Source organism: Giesbergeria sp., from assembly GCF_028686475.1.
Classification (GTDB): domain Bacteria; phylum Pseudomonadota; class Gammaproteobacteria; order Burkholderiales; family Burkholderiaceae_C; genus Simplicispira.
Map to the genome: position 1 here is coordinate 16,885 of NZ_JAQUCA010000024.1, position 16,720 is coordinate 33,604.

The 16,720-nt window shown below is 56.0% G+C and carries 20 protein-coding genes and 1 pseudogene; 3 read left to right on the top strand and 18 right to left on the bottom strand.

From position 1 onward, the window contains the following. Position 1 precedes the first annotated feature (1 nt). From PHX60_RS13405 to PHX60_RS13440, 8 genes and pseudogenes are all read right to left on the bottom strand, one after another. A complete protein-coding gene (locus PHX60_RS13405; RefSeq protein ID WP_300078636.1) occupies positions 2-313 on the bottom strand; it encodes a hypothetical protein in 312 nt (103 codons plus the stop codon). 4 nt (positions 314-317) lie between these two features. Further along, positions 318-1,358, bottom strand: a complete 1,041-nt coding sequence (locus tag PHX60_RS13410; protein ID WP_300078638.1) for a major capsid protein — start codon at positions 1,356-1,358, stop codon at positions 318-320. A 20-nt stretch (positions 1,359-1,378) separates the two neighbouring features. Further along, the gene (locus tag PHX60_RS13415) at positions 1,379-1,747 is read right to left on the bottom strand and encodes a head decoration protein (protein ID WP_300078640.1); all 369 of its coding nucleotides are present in this window, start codon (positions 1,745-1,747) and stop codon (positions 1,379-1,381) included. A gap of 15 nt (positions 1,748-1,762) precedes the next feature. Next, positions 1,763-3,133 carry a S49 family peptidase gene (locus PHX60_RS13420; RefSeq protein ID WP_300078643.1) on the bottom strand — a complete coding sequence of 457 codons (1,371 nt, stop codon included), beginning with the start codon at positions 3,131-3,133 and terminating at the stop codon, positions 1,763-1,765. After that, positions 3,130-4,740 carry a phage portal protein gene (locus PHX60_RS13425; RefSeq protein ID WP_300078645.1) on the bottom strand — a complete coding sequence of 537 codons (1,611 nt, stop codon included), beginning with the start codon at positions 4,738-4,740 and terminating at the stop codon, positions 3,130-3,132. The genes PHX60_RS13420 and PHX60_RS13425 overlap by 4 nt, the downstream gene beginning before the upstream one ends. Before the next feature lie 2 nt (positions 4,741-4,742). Continuing rightward, positions 4,743-5,003, bottom strand: a complete 261-nt coding sequence (locus PHX60_RS13430) for a hypothetical protein (RefSeq protein ID WP_300078647.1) — start codon at positions 5,001-5,003, stop codon at positions 4,743-4,745. Positions 5,004-5,090: 87 nt separating this feature from the next. Next, a pseudogene (locus tag PHX60_RS13435) lies at positions 5,091-5,454 on the bottom strand (recombinase family protein). Between the two features lie 204 nt (positions 5,455-5,658). Then, positions 5,659-5,784 carry a hypothetical protein gene (locus tag PHX60_RS13440; RefSeq protein ID WP_300078649.1) on the bottom strand — a complete coding sequence of 42 codons (126 nt, stop codon included), beginning with the start codon at positions 5,782-5,784 and terminating at the stop codon, positions 5,659-5,661. A 661-nt stretch (positions 5,785-6,445) separates the two neighbouring features. Between PHX60_RS13440 and PHX60_RS13445 the strand changes: the two genes are divergently transcribed. From PHX60_RS13445 to PHX60_RS13455, 3 genes are all read left to right on the top strand, one after another. Continuing rightward, the gene (locus PHX60_RS13445) at positions 6,446-6,967 is read left to right on the top strand and encodes a hypothetical protein (protein WP_300078651.1); all 522 of its coding nucleotides are present in this window, start codon (positions 6,446-6,448) and stop codon (positions 6,965-6,967) included. Then, complete coding sequence (locus tag PHX60_RS13450; RefSeq protein ID WP_300078653.1) at positions 6,888-7,550, top strand: zeta toxin family protein; 663 nt, start codon at positions 6,888-6,890, stop codon at positions 7,548-7,550. The genes PHX60_RS13445 and PHX60_RS13450 overlap by 80 nt, the downstream gene beginning before the upstream one ends. 285 nt (positions 7,551-7,835) lie before the next feature. Next, positions 7,836-8,282, top strand: a complete 447-nt coding sequence (locus tag PHX60_RS13455; RefSeq protein WP_300078656.1) for a hypothetical protein — start codon at positions 7,836-7,838, stop codon at positions 8,280-8,282. A gap of 48 nt (positions 8,283-8,330) precedes the next feature. Here the strand turns inward: PHX60_RS13455 and PHX60_RS16040 are convergent, their stop codons facing one another. The 10 genes from PHX60_RS16040 to PHX60_RS13500 all read right to left on the bottom strand — a co-directional run bounded on the left by PHX60_RS16040 (position 8,331) and on the right by PHX60_RS13500 (position 16,701). Beyond that, positions 8,331-8,708 carry a Mor transcription activator family protein gene (locus PHX60_RS16040; RefSeq protein WP_366144391.1) on the bottom strand — a complete coding sequence of 126 codons (378 nt, stop codon included), beginning with the start codon at positions 8,706-8,708 and terminating at the stop codon, positions 8,331-8,333. After that, a complete protein-coding gene (locus tag PHX60_RS13460) occupies positions 8,659-10,692 on the bottom strand; it encodes a phage terminase large subunit family protein (RefSeq protein ID WP_300078658.1) in 2,034 nt (677 codons plus the stop codon). Before PHX60_RS13460 ends, PHX60_RS16040 begins: the two co-directional genes overlap by 50 nt. Then, positions 10,689-11,138 carry a hypothetical protein gene (locus PHX60_RS13465; RefSeq protein WP_300078660.1) on the bottom strand — a complete coding sequence of 150 codons (450 nt, stop codon included), beginning with the start codon at positions 11,136-11,138 and terminating at the stop codon, positions 10,689-10,691. Before PHX60_RS13465 ends, PHX60_RS13460 begins: the two co-directional genes overlap by 4 nt. 178 nt (positions 11,139-11,316) lie before the next feature. Further along, positions 11,317-12,141 carry a hypothetical protein gene (locus PHX60_RS13470; RefSeq protein ID WP_300078662.1) on the bottom strand — a complete coding sequence of 275 codons (825 nt, stop codon included), beginning with the start codon at positions 12,139-12,141 and terminating at the stop codon, positions 11,317-11,319. Continuing rightward, positions 12,141-13,487 carry a DnaB-like helicase C-terminal domain-containing protein gene (locus tag PHX60_RS13475; protein ID WP_300078664.1) on the bottom strand — a complete coding sequence of 449 codons (1,347 nt, stop codon included), beginning with the start codon at positions 13,485-13,487 and terminating at the stop codon, positions 12,141-12,143. The genes PHX60_RS13470 and PHX60_RS13475 overlap by 1 nt, the downstream gene beginning before the upstream one ends. Further along, complete coding sequence (locus PHX60_RS13480; RefSeq protein ID WP_300078666.1) at positions 13,484-14,596, bottom strand: helix-turn-helix domain-containing protein; 1,113 nt, start codon at positions 14,594-14,596, stop codon at positions 13,484-13,486. Before PHX60_RS13480 ends, PHX60_RS13475 begins: the two co-directional genes overlap by 4 nt. Positions 14,597-14,607: 11 nt before the next feature. Continuing rightward, positions 14,608-15,312, bottom strand: coding sequence for a GIY-YIG nuclease family protein (locus tag PHX60_RS13485; RefSeq protein ID WP_300078669.1), 705 nt, complete (start codon positions 15,310-15,312; stop codon positions 14,608-14,610). Positions 15,313-15,434: 122 nt separating this feature from the next. Next, positions 15,435-15,842, bottom strand: a complete 408-nt coding sequence (locus tag PHX60_RS13490; protein WP_300078671.1) for a hypothetical protein — start codon at positions 15,840-15,842, stop codon at positions 15,435-15,437. A 101-nt stretch (positions 15,843-15,943) separates the two neighbouring features. Continuing rightward, positions 15,944-16,519: a hypothetical protein gene (locus PHX60_RS13495; RefSeq protein WP_300078673.1), complete on the bottom strand. Its 576-nt coding sequence runs from the start codon at positions 16,517-16,519 to the stop codon at positions 15,944-15,946. Between the two features lie 2 nt (positions 16,520-16,521). Beyond that, positions 16,522-16,701, bottom strand: coding sequence for a hypothetical protein (locus PHX60_RS13500; protein ID WP_300078675.1), 180 nt, complete (start codon positions 16,699-16,701; stop codon positions 16,522-16,524). Positions 16,702-16,720 lie beyond the last annotated feature (19 nt).

A 16,720-nucleotide genomic window follows, 5' to 3' on the forward strand; every position in this document is an offset into this window, starting at 1 on the left:
GTCACACCACCGGATAGACGGGCACAGTGGCCCAGCCGCTGGTATCTGGAGCCACGGCACCACCGACACAGTAGTCGATGCCCGAAATCACCAACACAGCACCCTCGGCCAAGTCTGGCGCATAAGCTAAATCGAGAGATACGGTGTAGCGCGTGCTATCGACCACGCCGCTAAACTGGTCGGTATATCCCCGGTCTAGCAGCACACCAAAAGCTGGCCCACCGTTGTAGATGGCGACCGCGTTGGCCAGACATGCACCCACCGATTGGTTGATGAGGGCCTCCACGCCAGCAAAGGGATTGAGTGTGTTCATGGCATCAAGCCCGTTTAGCCCGCAGCAACATGCCAGGACGGGTACACATGAACAGTGGGTAGCTGTACACCTCGGGCCGCACCCAAGCTTGGCGGGCCTTGTCCGGAATGACCATCGCGTAGACATCTTGGCCGGGGGTATTCACGAAGGGCAAAAACTCAGCGGGCGAAAAACCCGCCACAAACGCATCGGGCGCACCCACGGGGAAGAACTTACATTTGTCGGAGGGCACAGCCACTGTGCTGCCATCGTCAGTGCCCCGATAGTTCATAAAGACGATGTTGCCGTAGGTAAAAGTGCCGAAGGCTTGGCCAACGTCATTGCGCAAATCGCTCGCTGCTTGTTGGTTAAGGTAGGTGGCGCGGGTTTCTTTGTTCTGGGTCAGATCATCGAAGAAGTTGTCACCGCACAGTCCCATGGCATAGGTTTGGCCATTGATCCATGCCCCAGCGCTGGCCTTGACCATAGTGCGGATGACTTGATTGCACTTTTTGCGGATGGCACCTTCTTCAGCAGTCGCACTGGCCAGATCGAAATCGATTTCGTCGGGCTGGTTGATGCCAAATTTGTCAAACCAGTTGAACAGCACTTTCCCATCCGCATCCGTCACGATGCCCTGCACAGCCCCCAGACGCATGTTCTCGTGCGTCAGCTCTACCGCAGAGCGCAACCCAGTTTTGCCATCCATGATTTCGGCCACTTCCTGCTGCACTGCCATCAGTTCACTGACTTGACCAAAGGCACGAATACCTTCAATCTCAGTGGCCAACAAGGTGCGGCCACGGGCAATACGCAAGGTGCGGAAATCGCGCAAGTCACGCGATTCCCCTTTGGCCTCGTCGATGGGGGCCCCGCGTTCGCTGGTGGGGATAAGCGACAGCACCCCGCCTTTGCCTTCCACAGAAACGGTTGGTGTCCGCACCCGCTTCGGGGTAAAAATGTTGAGTGCTCCCAACGTGCGAGGCACATAGGGGGCGTTTTGAATTGCGGTCGAGATTTCACGCATCCCAAACGCCGCGTGGTTAAAAATCGAAATGTCTGCCATGTAGTACTCCTTGGGCGTTCTCAGCGGCCAACAATGCCCAAGGTGGACAGTTGGATCAGGGCGGTGGTTTTCTGTTCAGGGGTGATGCCGTCGGGCCAGAACAAGGCGTGGGTGACCACTTCGGTATCGCGGGCGGTAATCACTGCAGGCTGGGGGGCGGTGCTGGCATCGACTTCGGCATACAGCACTGCGGCTGCTTTTTCACTACCGTCGGCAGGGTTGGCTGCTGGGTTGAGCTGCACGTATTCGTCCGTTCCGGTGAGTTGGCCCAGCACGGTGCCAGACCAGTGGTGGCCGGTTTTGAGGGTGATAACTTCGCGTGAGCGGGTGCCATTGGCTTCACTGCTGATATAGCGGCCATTGCTCGGCGGTTGGAGGTAGGTCGTCATGGGGCTGGCCTTGGATCAATGCTTTTTCTGGGAAGTACCGAAAGCGCTGGCCCAAGAGTTCTGGATCAGGCCGGGATTGTTTTCAGCGGAGTGGGCCGGTGGCTCTACACCCGACACCTGCGGATTGCCCAGCGCCTGCATGTGTTGTGCAAATTGGCTGTCGGCTTTGGACGCAGCAGGAGCGGCTGCTTGGGGCACAGCCCCCAAGATGCCTGCTGCTTGCTCAGCACTCAGGCCGGTAGCAATGCACTGCTGTGCCAGAGCGGGATGCGTAGCAGCAGCCGGGTGGGCCAGAATGGCACTGACGCGGGTGCGTTCTGCCGTGGCGGCTTCGGCGCGGGCCTTGTCCAAGTCAGTCTGGCTAAAGCTGACAGCAGCCGGTGCTGTGGGTGTAGTGGAGGCGACAGGGGCGGTGGGCTGCCCTGCCGGTGTGGTACCAGGAGTTTGCATGGCGTTGGCCTTGGAGGAAGAAGGGTGGTGGGTACTGGGGTGGATACGGGTGCGCTGCGCCGCCAGTTCGGCAATCAGTGCATCGGTGGTGCTGATGCGCCGGGCCAGCCCGGCGGTAATAGCGGCTTCGCCCATGTAGGTCTGCGCTTGTGTGGCGCGCACAGCGGCTTCGGCCATACCGAGATGACGGGAGACGGCCTGCACAAACATCGTGTACAGGCCATTGATGTCAGCCTGGAGCGCTGCACGTACCGAGGCGGGCAGGGGCTCATAGGGGTTGCCATCGACCTTGTGGGCACCGGCAAAGATGCTGGTGACATGGATACCGTCGTTGGCCAGAGCGCGGGAAAAATCCACATGGCGCATGACCACACCAATCGATCCGACATAGCTGGTGTTGGTCAGCACTACCTCGTCGGCAGCACTGGCTGCGAGATAGGCTGCGCTGGCAGCCATGCCATCGGCAATGGCGATCATGGGTTTACGCCCCCGCATATCGAACACGCGCTGGGCGTGCTCAAAGGCACCGGCCACCTCACCACCCGGAGAGTCGTACACCTGAAGCACCGCATGGACATCGCTGCTGTCCATTGCATGCTCAACGTCTGCAGCCAAGTCGTTGTAGCCAATCAGCATGGTGCTGTCGGCTTCCATGCGGGTGCGATGTACCAATGCACCCATCGCAGAGACCACGGCCACGCCGTCAACCACACGATAGCCACGGTCGCTGCGCACGCCGCGTTGGGTGCTAAACAGTTCGGGCGCTAGGGCTTGTATGCCCTCTTGCACCACAGCTTCGGGTAGCACAATTTGCTGGTTGCCGCCCAGTAGCCGGGGGCCAATGCCAGCGATGATGGCATCGAGCTTTTGCGGATGCAGCAGCAGCGGTGTGTTGAACAACCGCGCTGCCACATGGGGGTAAGACAGGTGGCTCATGGCACGGCCTCCTCTTGCTCTGGCGGATCGTTTTTCTTGTCGTTTTTGTTGTCGCTCTCTGGTGGTGCAGAGGCTGCTGCCCGTGTCACTGGGGTATCTGCGTTCGGGTCTAAGCCCCGGTCGAGCATCATTTGCTTCTCGATAGCTTGTTGGTCGAGCACCTCTTCAACGTCCAAGCCCTGCTCGGCGCATTCCTGTTCCAGCGTGCTGACCATCGACTCACGGCGAATCTTGGAGGCTGTGGCTTCCTTGACTGGATCGACCCAGCCCCGGCCACCAAAGATGAAGCGGCAGCGCGTGTAGGCGTAGCGGTTTTCATAGAAGCCGGGGGCATCAACCACCCCTGCATTGACGGCCTCTTCCAACCACAGCTCATAGATAGGGCGCAGCCAGTAATCCATCAGCCAGCGACGACGGCCATGAAAGTAGCGCCATGCTTCGAGCAAGGCGGCACGGGCGCTGGAGTAATTGCTTTGGCTGAAGTCCTTGAGCAGCAGCTCATAGGGCAAGTTCATGCCTGCGGCAATGTGGCGCAGCGTGGCCATCATGAAGGCTTCAAAGGCTGCATTGGGCCGACCTGGTGTGAAGCTGTTCAGGCGTGCGCCTGCTGGCAAAGGAATCACCGCCGCACCTTTAAGTTTGCGGATGTGCTGCATTTCCTTGACTGACTTGTTCCATGCAGCGCGTGGGTCGTCGCCAAACAAGGCTCCCGCCGATTCCTGATCGAGGCTGGATTCCAAAAAGGCCGCTACCAAGGAGTTGGCCAAGCTCGCTTCCAGCTCGTTTTGCGCGTATTTGCCCGCCATGTGGAACTCACGCATCACCGCTGTAACGACAGGCTTGCCACGGCTTTGGCCGGTGCGCTCTTTGTCGTGCAGGTGCAGTACCCGGCGGCCGCCCCACGGAGTAAACGCTGGCACACGCTCCCAGCGCATCAGGTTCATGGCCTCACTACCATTCAGGTAGATAGCCTCACCGGGGTGGGCCGCTTGGATGTGGTAGGCCAGTGGCTCGCCATACTGTTCTTGCTCAATGCCATCGCGCATCCCGGCCATGCCTGTCAGGTGGGGCGGGGTGCTGAGCCGGTCGGATTCAATCAGGCTCAGACGGGTATTCCACCGCCGACCGGGCTTTGGCAACCACAGTGGCAATGCCAAAGCTTCGCCGTTGACCAAAGAGCTACTCAGGCTCAGTGAGGTCAGGCCCAGCAGATTCAGGCTACTGGCGGCATCACATTCAGTGGTTTCGGCCCAACTGCGAAAGTGGGCCTCGGTGTTGTTACTCCACTCACGGGCTTGCTCTAGGCTCCAACCCAGCAGCCGGTAATCAGGCTTGGCCGATAGACGCAGCACAGCGCCAATGATGTTGTCACGCAGGGTCTGGATGCCACCAGCCATCAGTCCGTTGTTGCGGGCCAGATCACGGGAGCGGCTGGCTAGAGTGCCTAGTTCGGGCAGCAAATCAGCATCGGCACTACCAGCAAACGGGTTCCAATCGGCCAGCGCCAAGTCGGTGTGCGAGGCTGCTTGGTGCGCTGTCATGGCTGGGCCAGAGTGCAGCGAAGCGGCAGCACGTTGACGGCGGGTGAGGTGGTTCTTGTGCCCCATGCTTACACCAAGTAGATGGGGCGATGGGTGAACCGGCCATTGCGGCGATCCAGCTCCGCATTGACGGCGGCGATCTGGCGCTCCAGATCGGTGGTGCTGTTCTGGTGGAACTGCACTGAGCGGCCATTGCTGGCCGCCGATGCGGGGCCGGTTAGGCGCGATTCCAGCGTAGCAGAGAGGCGGCTGCGCAGGCTGGTGAGTTGGTCAGTGCTGTAGTGGCTGTACGTTCCCATGCACCGATGGTCGGTGCGTTTTTGTGACAAATTGGGGAGAGATTGTCAAAACTTTTTCGCTGTGTTTCTGGTGTTGCGCTTGGGGGGGGCGCTGTAGAAAACGGAATTTAAAGCACGCTAAGCCTGTGCCAAGCTAGAGGCGGGCAGCCAGCGGTACAGTGTCGGAACCGAGACACCGAGGTTGTGAGCCACCTCCTTGGCTGCGATGCCGCTGGCCAGTAGCTTTCTTGCCGACTTGATTTTGCTCTCTGTCATCTTCGGTTTTCGCCCCCCCTTTGCGACACAGTCGGTCTAACTTCCAAACCACCAGTGTGTCGCCCTCGCGCAGCATTTCTCGTGCCTTTGCTAAGCCTGGCCGCTCAGTCTGCGCCCCACTGACGTGGTCTTCCAAGACCTTCTGGCAACCCGCTTGACTCAGCGCTTGACGCTGTAGTTCAAGGCTCTGGTCTTGCGTTGAGACACGCGCATAACCAATCAGCATAGAGCAACCCTTTTTCTCGAAACTGGTGGGCATCGTACCCAATCAAGAACAGATTTCAAGAACGAGTTTCGAGAAGGGTAGGGCATTGTTTTTGCGTACCGTGCCCGAGGGCTGGTTCTCCTCTCGAAAACGAGGATTTGCGAGAAGCCAGCCAGCACCTTAGCGTGCTTTAAATTCCGTTTTCTACAGCGACCCCTTGGGATGTTAAGTGGCGGCAGTGGCAACTGGACGGCGTTGGGCGCGCAGGGCTTTGATGTTGATACGCAAGGCTTCGCAAGCCAGCTCCAGCGGGCGCAAATTGACATGCTCGCCGCGCATGTAGCTTTGCACGATGCCGATAGCTGGCTTGTTGGCACGCAGACTTCCACAATGGCGATGGCCTTGGCGCGTGCTCCAGTTACGGTTTGCATCGCTGCTTTCCCACTACCAAATGGGAGACAGCCCGAACGAGTTTGGTAGACCGATGGAGCACCGGCGAGCCTTGCGGCTCCCTCGTCCGGGCCACCAAACTGTCGGCACGCCTTCAAGTATGGGCGTGCGGATGTGTAGGGCTCGGGCGTAAAAAAGCCGCGCTCACTGTCGCAAGTGTCGCGGCTCACCACCGCTCCATTCGGGCTACCACACCCGATCAGCCTATTGCGTTGGCTGACTCATAGAATTTAGCACAGTTTTGCTACCAGCGTAGCCGAACCTAGCGTGCCTCGATCCCTGTGGCTTTCATCACAAAACACAGCAAAACACAGCAAAACACAGTGCTGGGTGCTATACTGCACCTGCGCTTTGACTCGTCAAGGCGCAGTGGTTGGACACCAATCACACTAAAAGTGTCAAAAATCAAGCAAATATCATTATCAACATCAATCGGAACCAAAATGAGTAACATCAATATCAACACCAAGACACAAAAATTCGTTAGCCCAAAGTCTCTTACTAATTTATAGAGTCTTACAGACCCGCCTGTTTAATCTCTAACAATTAGAGGATGTTACTTATGTCTAACGTCAATATAAAAGTCGAAAGCAAAGAAAAAGGTCATACCGCAGTTTCTTTGCCTCGCACATTAGCTGCCCAATTGAGTGCAGCATCCGAATTATCTGGCAGGTCTGCTGCAAAGCAGATTGAGCACGCCCTTCGCATTGCTCAAGCCGTCGAAGCATTCTTACCAGCAAGCTCGGTCAATGAACTGAAAAAAGGCTTGTATCCTGCAAACCAATTGCTGGTAGGACTCGCTGCTGTGCTCAGCGATTTATCAAAAAGCACAGCGTTAGCCCGGATCAAAGAGCAAAATCCATCGCGTATCCACTTCGACCCCAATGACCCTACAAAGGCATTCTGTACACAACCAGATGGCTCTGTAGTTGAGGGTCGGTTGTTAGATAACGGTGATTTTGTTCCTGATCCTTTTCAACCTCAATCCGATAAGGAACCTAAACATGGCAAAAAGCCAGAAAAAAAATCAATCGAAATCGTTAAACGTGTTGGAAGCACTCAAAAAGTGCCAGAACCCGCTTGACCAACGCCCTGTACTCTACTTTTTAGTAGGGCCGAATGGCTCTGGTAAGTCTACTCTTTTTGAATATCTGAAAGAGCTAGGACAGTCAGTAGCATTCATCAATGCAGATGAGATTAAAAAAATAATCGAAAATGCACCTCAACCAACGATTTTGGCGCAAAAAATTGCTGATGTGATGCGTAAACACTACGTCGAGGAACACGACTCTTTTGCAACCGAGACAGTGTTCTCTGACGAAGTTGGTGAAAAAATAAATTTTCTTCGGAATGCAGCACTATCTGGTTATCGTGTCGTATTGCTTGCAGTATGGATACCCAGCGTTGCAGCTTCTATTGCTCGCGTTCGTCAGCGCGTGAAAAATGGAGGCCATTCTGTGCCAGAAGAAAAATTGCTACGGCGTTACCATGCTTGCATGGACAACATCAAAACCGCGTTGACATTTGTCGATACAGCCATTATTTTTGACAACTCTGGCCCTATGGAGTTAGGGCCAAAGCCAGTTGTCATCCTTAACAGTGCTAGTCAAATCTGGGCAAGTGCAAATATACCCAATGGTATAAAAGCCCTTCTCCCTAGCAACTAGGTCAGTGCCTGATAGTAATAATGGCCTTGCAATCTTTAATGATTGTAAGGCCATTAGCACATCACACCAAACAAACGGGGTCGCATCTAGCCTGACCCGGTCAGTCTGCCGTAGCCGAACCTAGCGGGCATCGACTTAGGGCAGTCTCTGCCACCAGTCCATCATTTGCAAAAATTTGATATTCCCCACTTGATGTAGTCCGTCAAAGACCCCACCTATTGGTTGGCCCATGTCTCGCCATAGTCTTGGCGGGGTGGTGCCAAACTCTTTACAAAGGTTAAAACCATGCTCCACAGTCAAAAAGAACTTGACGAAATTTATCAGGACATCAAAAGTGCCGATTTCAACAAGGCTATTGATGCAGCCCGTCGAATGACCCCAAGCGGTTTGGTAGTTCATTCGGAAATAAGTAATCCAGATCCAGATGGCACTGTATTCTTGAGTGTCCCCATCAGAAATGGCACCGATCGTACGGTTTACAAGAGACCACCCGGTGGTTTTTGGGTGGAGGCGGTTGACCCTGACCCGCTGACATTTCTTGCAGCGGATACGCGGTCAGAAGCGATGAAGACCAGGCAGGAAGGTTTTCGCCTCATTCGCCAAGACTGCCCAGATGCCGATCCAGACACTATTGTTGAGTGCATTCAAGCTGCGTTCACGCAACTAAACAACAACCCAAGAGCAGTAGTTAGCCCACAGGCAATCTACGACTTGTGTGTCAAGTCAAAGTAATTGGAAGTCATCTGCCAACATGGGGTGGGATCGTGGTTGAGTTTCGGCCTATGTCGGGCAACACTGCCCACCGCGAACGGGCTGCCCTACAGCTAACATTCGGTACGCTGTCCTCACGGATACACCATGCTTTCTGGCTACTTCAGCCAGATTGGCACCATTAAAGTCTCGCACCACAGCCCGCTCTATCTCCGCCCGGCTGCGCACCGTAGTGCGGACATAAACGCGCTGTCCTCCAAGCCGCTTCACCACCCGGCGCAGCACACTCTGCGCCATGTCATCGGCCCGATCCACGCCAAAGCACAGCCCTGCGGCGCGTAGTTCTGCACCCAACACATCAATCAGTTCTACGGTTTCCTTCTTCATCGCTTCACACTCAATACAGGCTGATAGGTGAAAAAATGTCCTCTGGGCTGTGGCTGTCATCTGAACGCTGGGGCTCAGCGGGCTGTAATGCCATCAATGGGGCTGGTACAGCTACAGCAGGAGTGCTGAAAAGGTCTTGTGGCGGCTGGACGGCCTGCTCCAGTTGCTGCCAGCGGTCATCTGTCCAGCGATGCAGCCCTAACAACAAGGCTGCATGCAGGGCGTAGTTGCGGCAATCGAGTACCTCATTGCGAGGTCGCCGCTTGACCCACTTGTAAACTTCTTTGCCATTGGCCTTGGTCAGAATGCGCTGTTCTGCAGTGAGCTGCTCGTACCACTCACGCGGTAATTCATGACTGGTGTGTACGTAACCGGGGCCGGGAGCCTCAATTGCCAGCTGGCCTAGCAACAAGTCTTTGGCTGCATCCACGCCCACCAGCCACAGCTTGATGCCTCGGGCAATCTTGCGCCCCCGATGGTTGAGTTCCTGCAAACTGCTTGGGCCAACTACAGGCCGGTTGTCATTGGTGTCCCCACGAATAGCACGCAAGCCGGGTATCCGGTGCTGGTTCTCACGCACCCAGTGGTACACCGACTGTGTTTGGTCAGCACTGTCGATATTGATTGCCGATAAGCCCAGACTACCGCCATGCCAAGCTTGGGGATAGCGCCGCTGCAGGTATTCAGCCACCGGCTCCCAATCGGCCTCATTGGCGGGGTTGCCATAGATGATGTGGTGATCGACTACCCAGCTCTCCAACCCACGCGCCCATGCCCAGACAGAGATCTCCCAGCGATCACGCTGCACGTCCACGCTGGCCGTCAAAATCAAGCCCCCTACGGGCACGATGCGCAACGGATACGGCTCGGCACGGGCCTGCAACGCATGTTCATCGCTGCGCTCACCGGCCAGCTCCCACGTTTCTCCCAGCGTTTCATTGGTGAAAGTGGTCATCGGCCCCGCATCACCCGCTTGCAAGGTGTGATAGGCCTTCAAGAACTCATCTACGATGTTTTCCCAAGTGCGCTGTGGGCTGTACGCCGTCCAGATATGCACCCCCACGGTACGAGGTGGGCGACACGGAACACCATGTACGTCACGCCAAACGCGATCTGCTCCATAGCGCATCCCTGTTTTGCGGCACACCCAGACCCCTGTCAGCGGCACGCCGCCTGGCAGATAGTCCGCTTGGGTCATGGACTGGTGGCAGTGGGGGCACACATGGCGCACCGTTTCTGGCTTGCCATGCTCCCATTTGAAACCATGCAGCACCTCCTTGCCTCCCCATTTGAGAGGGTGCTCTATACCGCACCGAGGGCATTCGATGTGGTACTCCAGATAGGCATCCGCATCATTGCAGGCACGTTCGACATGGCACAAGCCCTTGATGCGTGGGGTGCTACCGCCCACAAATTTAGGAAAGGATGCCCCCTCTAAGCGCCCCTTGGCCAAGCCGCCGGGGTCGCCACTTTTCTCGATGGTTTGGTCAAATGCAGACCATTCATCCAAGATCGCTGCTGCTACGGTAATCCGCCGATAAGCGCGTGCAGCCTTGCCCCCTAGTAAGTGCAAAACGCTGTCACGAAAAGGCTTGTACTTGATGGTCTCTTCGACACGGCCACCTAATTTACGGGCCTTTCGAACGGCTGGAACTCCAGTTTCTGAATCTAACAGGGGTTCGATCTCGCTTTTGACATAGCTATCGCGGTCATCGTCTGTCGGCTGCCAGAGGGCCTGTTTACGCCTCCGGTGGGCGATGTTGTAGCAAACAAAGGCAGTGACCATTTTGGTGTACCCTACCCGCTTGGATTTCTTGACCGCCAGCTCCTCGATGCGGTCGTCACTCATGAAATCCATAATGCCGATCTGAAACGGCCATGCCACCCATCCGCCCTTTTGATGGCTGGATTCACCGGCCAACAGGAAATGCTCTGCCGCCCACTCACTCAAGGTTTGCGGCTTTTCTGCCCGCAGGCTCTCTAGGCCCAAAGTTACGGCTTGCTGGATGGCGAGCAAGGCTTCCTTGGCCAGTGGGGCATTCATCCCGCCAGCCCCTCTTCGCTTTCGTCCTGCTCCTGCAGCATGGCATCGATGTCTTCGCTCACCAGCTTGGCTGTGGCGCGGATCCACTCATTACGGGCACCTGCTAAAACGGTCAGCACAGTGGTGCGGGCCTCTTCCGACAAATCTGGACAAGCTTTTCGCAGTTGCCCATCGACCTGCTCCATGCGATCCACCACGGCACTCGCAGCCCGGCCCAACACATCGGCTAACAGGCCTACCGGGGCATACTCTCCCTTGGATACCGAGTTTTTGAGAGCCTGTGCAATGCGCTGCTCCCGTGCCAATGCGGCCCGCTCTTGCACTAAATTCAGACCACCCAGTTCCCCCCCGGCCCGACCTGCGGCCTGTTCACGCAAACGTTGGCAATAGGCCAATATCAACTCACCAGTAGAGCCTAAAGATGGCAACTTGCCTTCTTTCATCATGGCGCTAATAGCCTGCTGGGATACTCCTACAACTGTAGCAACAACCTCTTGTGTAGCTTTGTCTTGAAGATTAATTATCACAATACAACCCCCTTAGGAAACTTCTGCAACAGTCCGACACTGCGGCTCGAATTACCCGCACCGCACCTCTCTGGTAAGGACCCGAGCACCATCACGGTCAAAACCCCAGCCGCTCCACCGCTTGCCGAACCCGATAGCGCACACGCTTGTCGTAGTAGTCCTGCAAATTGGCATCGCGGATGATTTGATCCATGCTGATACGGGGCTGGTAGGTCGGTGTTTTGACAAAAAGCAGCACGGGCTGCACATTGCTGCCATGCGTGCCCGATGCGGCCCAGATGCCCGGAGCAAGGTGCGATGCCGAACCACCACGCAACTTGCCATAGGCTACGAAGTAGCGCCGACCGGCTTGCTTGGCTGTGCCACGTTCTAGGTTCTTCTTGCGCCTTTCCGTCATGTTTGCTTTGAAGCCCTGCTCTCCAAAGGTTTGAAGGTACGAGAGCAACTGCGTTAGGAACGGGCCACGAAGATTGCCACGGCCATCGTCGCTACCGGGGTAGGGACGCTCAGGAATAGCCGTTTGGTAACCTGTCGGCAAGATGCCTGCACGCCGCAGCAACACCTCACTGCGCTTGTCAGCCCGGCGACCACCAAACTCCTGTGCTTGCAGTACATGCTGTGGATCAACACCCACCTTGCCACCTTTGGTAGGCCGGTTGTCATTGCTCAAGGTAGGCGCAATGCTTGCTGTAAGCCGGTCTGGTGCAGCTGGAAATACTTTGGGCGCACGCTGAATGAAAGGCGTGACGCGATCAAAGGCACTGCCAAATTTGGCTTGCATCGCCCGTCGTGCCTGAAATGCAGTGTCGTTGGTAGCCTTAGCCAGAGCTTGATTGATCTGGCCCTTAGACAGTTTCGCCAGCTGCTCTGCCACCGCACCCATGTTACGCATGTTGAGGGAAAGGCCCAGTCCAGTGATCATTAAAAATCCTCCGAGTAACGCTTGCCTGTAGTTGTTTTCCCAAGGGCCTGGAGAGATTCCGTCGATTCAGTCCAGTGCTGGTGTGGGCCATTGAAATGCAAGGCCACCTCCCCTGTTTCGCCATCGCGGTTTTTCAGTACAGCCAAGCCCTTGATGTCCAAACCAATGTCACTTTTGACGTGTGTCCACAGGGCCAGAACGATGTCGGCATCTTCTTCAATCGCCCCGCACTCCTTCAAGTCGGAAAGAATGGGGCGCGGGTTGGTGCGCTGCTCTATCTGCCGATTGAGCTGTGATAGCAGCACGACAGTAATGCCCAATTGCTTGGCCAACTGTTTCAGTCCCCGCGTAATTTCTTCCAGCTGGACACGCCGGTCGTTGCGATCATTGCCGCCTTTCATCAGCTGCAAGTAATCGACAACCAGCGTTTTCACCCCATAGCGCCGCACCAGCAGCCGGGCTTTGGCGCCCACTTCGGCCAGTGTCATAGCGGGTTGGTCGTACAGGTACAAAGGCAAGCTGCGTAGGTTTTCGACCCCCTCTACAACACGCTGCCATTGCTCAGTGCTGAGATTGCCAGTTTTGATGTTGCTCAGTGACACACGCCCCAAGTTCGCCACCGTGCGGTTTGTCAACTCGGCAGAGGTCATTTCCATGCCGAAAAAGCCAGAGCCATAGCCGCTACTGGCATGTGTCATAGCCAGTTGCTGTGCGAACGAACTTTTGCCTACCGATGGCCGTGCCGCCACAATCACCAGCTGCCCATCACGCAGGCCACCAGAGAGCATCTTGTCGAGTCTTGGAATGCCAGTGGCCCGGCCCGACTCCGTTTTGCCTTCAGCCAAAGCACTCAGGCGATCCAGAAAATCGGCAGCAAAATCCGCCACAGGCCGTGGGTCTTGGCGCAGGCGCACATCGGCCACCGCTTCCAGTAGTTCGACAGACCGAGCCACCCGCTGCGACACCGTGCCCTCATCCTCGTCTTCAGCAATGCTTTTGACCTGTGCAGCCGCTTTGCGTATAGCGCGCTCACTGGCTGCAGCAGCCACAATTTGTGCCCGGCTACCAGCACTGCGAGCACTCAATACGCCATCGGCCATAGCGTTGACATGCCCCCAATCGATGTCCTGCCCCTGCAAGATGTGCATCAGCGGCACCAGCCCAACGTCCTCACCTTTGAGAATCAAACGCTCAGCAACCGACCATAGTTGTTGGTGCAGTGGGTCAGAAAAGCTATCGCTGGAGATGTACTGTGCAGCAGCATCATAGGCAGCAGGACCAAAGGTAATGACCGAGCCGATGACCTCAGATTCAGCCTGGTGAATGATGGTTTGCGCTTCGTTCATGCTGCTGCACCCCCATCTCGCTCTTGCTGCTGTGCGTCATACCAACGCAGTGTCTGCTGTCCCTCAGTGGTCAGTTGCACGCCAGCGTCATTGATGAACCACAGCTTGTACCAGCGACCACGCACCGAATCGGCAAATCGACCAGGCCAATCAGCACAGAGCACATCCTTGCTGCGGCCAGTGGTGTGTTCATCAGAAAAACGTATCCAGGCCATTTGCTGCATGACCTCGTCCAACCCCACTGTGTTCATGTAGGTGCGAACCGGATGATTTTCTGGAATGGCTTTAACGCTCTTAGAACGGCAATCGGCCAAATGCTGTGCCAAGGTATTGCCCGCACCGTTTTGACGGCTGGATGCCGCCGATGCTGTCTTGGACGGGGCTTTTTCACTTTGGGCGTACTTAGCGCTATTGCGTAGCCAGTTGCGGAACGCTGCTTGCCAATCAGCCATGCGTGTGCCTTTGGATGCGTGGTGGTCAGCAAAGCGGGGGTGTTCTTCGTCCAAGTTCAGCCCCAAGTTTTGCGCTAGTGCCTGTGCAGTGGTATCCGGGGCAAAGTCCGTGGGATAGGTGGTGGTGGCTGATTTGGATTTGGGCTTCGGTTCCTTGGGCGTAGCAATCGGGGTAGGCAGCGCTGGGGGAAGTGTTGCGGGCGCGGGCGCACGCTCTCTCTCTCTTGACGTATCTATTAACGTATCAATAACGGTTAGGCTCCCACCGGTGGGAGGCGTCAAGGGACATGGGTGGGAGGGGTCAGGGACGCCGGTGGGAGGGGTGACACCCACGGGAGGGGTGACATAGGTGGGAGCCGTCTTGGTTGGTTTTTTGGGTAAATCTGGCAGGCTTGCCAGCTTTTGCGTGTTCATGCGGAACTGCTTTGTTGTTCCTGGCGCACCGCCATGCTCATTGCCAACAACGGTCAAGTAGCCGTCTTTAACCAGCCCTTGGATGATGCGCCGTGCCTGCTTTTCGCTTGCACGAATCTTGCCCGCAACTGCCGCCATAGAAGGGTAAAGGCTGCCACCATCATCGCCACACCAGTCAGCCAAGGCCAACATCGTTAATAGCTCGCTGCCAGATGCGGGGAACTTGTCCCACACGAGGGTCATTACCTTGATGCTCATGCTACACCCCCAATCACCGCCTTACAGGTAGCGATGGCGTTGGACTCTGGAACAGAAAAGAATTCGCGCCCAGGCATCCTGTAGGCGGCAAGAAGGGCATGAATACGTGCCTCATGCGTGACCGGTGTATCGGTTGTAAATGAGGCCGTTATCACGAAAGGTGTCGGTGTCGATGTGCTGCTAGAGAGCTGCCGTACTCGTGCGGCTACCGTCATGCATGTATAGCCAATCTTCACCAATTCTGGAAAAGATGGGTTGGTCAAGATATAAACATGACCCGGTTTTTCTTGTTTTTGTTCTTGATTTTTCCTCTGAGGCAGCGGCATCTTGAGCGACTCTTCCAACGGGTCTGGTTCAAGCCCAAGCGAAACAAGGATGTAGTTCGATGCCTCTCGCATTGCGAACCAATTGCGCTGGCTAATTCCGGACGCAAAACACAGTCCAAAAATTTGGGACTGCTCAAGAATGACATCTATCCCCGCTGCATCTTCGCTTTTCAGGTGTGTGCAGAATGCGTCTGCCAAGACAAAGAAAAGGGGAGGAATTTCGTCGTAAAAAGATGAAGCCTCATGATCTTCCATTGGGGTACTTTGCCCGCTAGGCAAACCCAAGACTGCTTCCCCTGCAGCCGCCACGGCACGGTTTGACCCTCGCGATATCTGGAATTCCATGTGCTTGCCAGTGTTGAGTTTCTGTTTCATAATCTGCGCTCATTTAGGGCTTTTAGCCACATCTACCGCGCCGGTTCAGTCTTGACCACTGACCGGCGCATCCCTTTTGTGCCTGCCGTTTTTGCTGGCCGCAGGCAACGCCAAACCACCCATCAGTCCAACAGACTGGCTTGTTTCTCGGGGATGTAAACCGCTGTCTTGGTTTTCCCGGTAATGCGGCATTGGCGCGGCTGTATGCGCTGGAGTAAGCGCCCGGCATCTTTTAGCGCCGATACCCGTGCCGACACCGTGCCCGAGTCCATATCTTTGTGATAAACGCGCCGGTACGATTCACGAATTTCTGCCCGTGTCATATCTGGCAGCCCACTGAGTTGCGCGGCGCGCACGATGTCGTAAATCTCACGCGCTTGGCCCGCTAGAGCACGCAGGCCCACAGCGCGCAAGCTATCGCTGCTGATATCCATTGAAGTAATGACGGCGCTTTCATCGGCGACCGACACAACAGCCTCAGCCGTGGTGATATCCGTGGCAGTGGCTACAGGCGTAGTTTGGTTTGACATGGTTATTGGCTCAAAAGGGCGGGCATCCGCAGACGTTGAACAATGTGCTTCTCACTTCAAACCGCCCAACGAGAGGGGTGCCCATGAAAAATTTGCTGGATTCACAGCGCATCGAATTCCCCTGCCCTCAGTGCAAGCGCAAGCTGTCGGAAAGCGTGGGGAAGCTGAAAACGAATCCCACAATCAGATGCGTTAGCTGTGGGAACAACTTCCAAGTTGAGGCTAGACAACTCAAGACCGCACTGGCACAAGTTGAAAAGGTGATGACGGACTTGCAGCGAACTATTAGCCGCTTGGGTAAGTAGCTCAATGTCCGCCAAGCATTCGGCTGCATCAACGACCAGTACAAGGGTCGAAGCACCGGCAGCCTGGATATCCCCGGCAGTGGCTACAGGCGCAGTTTGGTTTGACAAGGCCCGACGGCGCTGCTCGTGCTCGGTAGCAAGTTGGTCTATCGCATCTTGGTAGTCAACCTCTTGTAGGGGCAGTAATTGCCCCAGCTTTGGATCGGCCAAATTTGGAACGCGGGGAAAGGCGCTAATCTCGTCAATGACAAGGGCACGAACTGGCACTAAGCGCAACGTGGCCATCAACTCTTGCCCACCAGCCTTTGGTGTTTCGTGGTCATCCGCTTGGATATCCGTGGCAGTGGCTACAGGCGCAGTTTGGTTTGGCATGGTCATTGGCCTTCAGGGCTAAGTGCAGCCACCAGCATTGAGGCTATTTGCGGGGTGAGAGCACGGGTAAGCGCACGGCGACCAGAAAAAACGGTCAGGGCTTCAGGCTCACCGCTGGCGTTGCGGGTGACAGCAAACGCCGTAAGAGACTGAAATTTGATTTTTCTGCGGCGCTTGGACATGGCCTTGCGAGACTTAGGC

Coding starts and splice junctions, on each gene's coding strand:
- PHX60_RS13405 (WP_300078636.1), bottom strand. CDS start 313: ATGAACACACTCAATCCCTTTGCTGGCGTGGAGGCCCTCATCAACCAA.
- PHX60_RS13410 (WP_300078638.1), bottom strand. CDS start 1,358: ATGGCAGACATTTCGATTTTTAACCACGCGGCGTTTGGGATGCGTGAA.
- PHX60_RS13415 (WP_300078640.1), bottom strand. CDS start 1,747: ATGACGACCTACCTCCAACCGCCGAGCAATGGCCGCTATATCAGCAGT.
- PHX60_RS13420 (WP_300078643.1), bottom strand. CDS start 3,133: ATGAGCCACCTGTCTTACCCCCATGTGGCAGCGCGGTTGTTCAACACA.
- PHX60_RS13425 (WP_300078645.1), bottom strand. CDS start 4,740: ATGGGGCACAAGAACCACCTCACCCGCCGTCAACGTGCTGCCGCTTCG.
- PHX60_RS13445 (WP_300078651.1), top strand. CDS start 6,446: ATGTCTAACGTCAATATAAAAGTCGAAAGCAAAGAAAAAGGTCATACC.
- PHX60_RS13450 (WP_300078653.1), top strand. CDS start 6,888: ATGGCAAAAAGCCAGAAAAAAAATCAATCGAAATCGTTAAACGTGTTG.
- PHX60_RS13455 (WP_300078656.1), top strand. CDS start 7,836: ATGCTCCACAGTCAAAAAGAACTTGACGAAATTTATCAGGACATCAAA.
- PHX60_RS16040 (WP_366144391.1), bottom strand. CDS start 8,708: ATGACAGCCACAGCCCAGAGGACATTTTTTCACCTATCAGCCTGTATT.
- PHX60_RS13460 (WP_300078658.1), bottom strand. CDS start 10,692: ATGAATGCCCCACTGGCCAAGGAAGCCTTGCTCGCCATCCAGCAAGCC.
- PHX60_RS13465 (WP_300078660.1), bottom strand. CDS start 11,138: ATGATGAAAGAAGGCAAGTTGCCATCTTTAGGCTCTACTGGTGAGTTG.
- PHX60_RS13470 (WP_300078662.1), bottom strand. CDS start 12,141: ATGATCACTGGACTGGGCCTTTCCCTCAACATGCGTAACATGGGTGCG.
- PHX60_RS13475 (WP_300078664.1), bottom strand. CDS start 13,487: ATGAACGAAGCGCAAACCATCATTCACCAGGCTGAATCTGAGGTCATC.
- PHX60_RS13480 (WP_300078666.1), bottom strand. CDS start 14,596: ATGACCCTCGTGTGGGACAAGTTCCCCGCATCTGGCAGCGAGCTATTA.
- PHX60_RS13485 (WP_300078669.1), bottom strand. CDS start 15,312: ATGAAACAGAAACTCAACACTGGCAAGCACATGGAATTCCAGATATCG.
- PHX60_RS13490 (WP_300078671.1), bottom strand. CDS start 15,842: ATGTCAAACCAAACTACGCCTGTAGCCACTGCCACGGATATCACCACG.
- PHX60_RS13495 (WP_300078673.1), bottom strand. CDS start 16,519: ATGCCAAACCAAACTGCGCCTGTAGCCACTGCCACGGATATCCAAGCG.
- PHX60_RS13500 (WP_300078675.1), bottom strand. CDS start 16,701: ATGTCCAAGCGCCGCAGAAAAATCAAATTTCAGTCTCTTACGGCGTTT.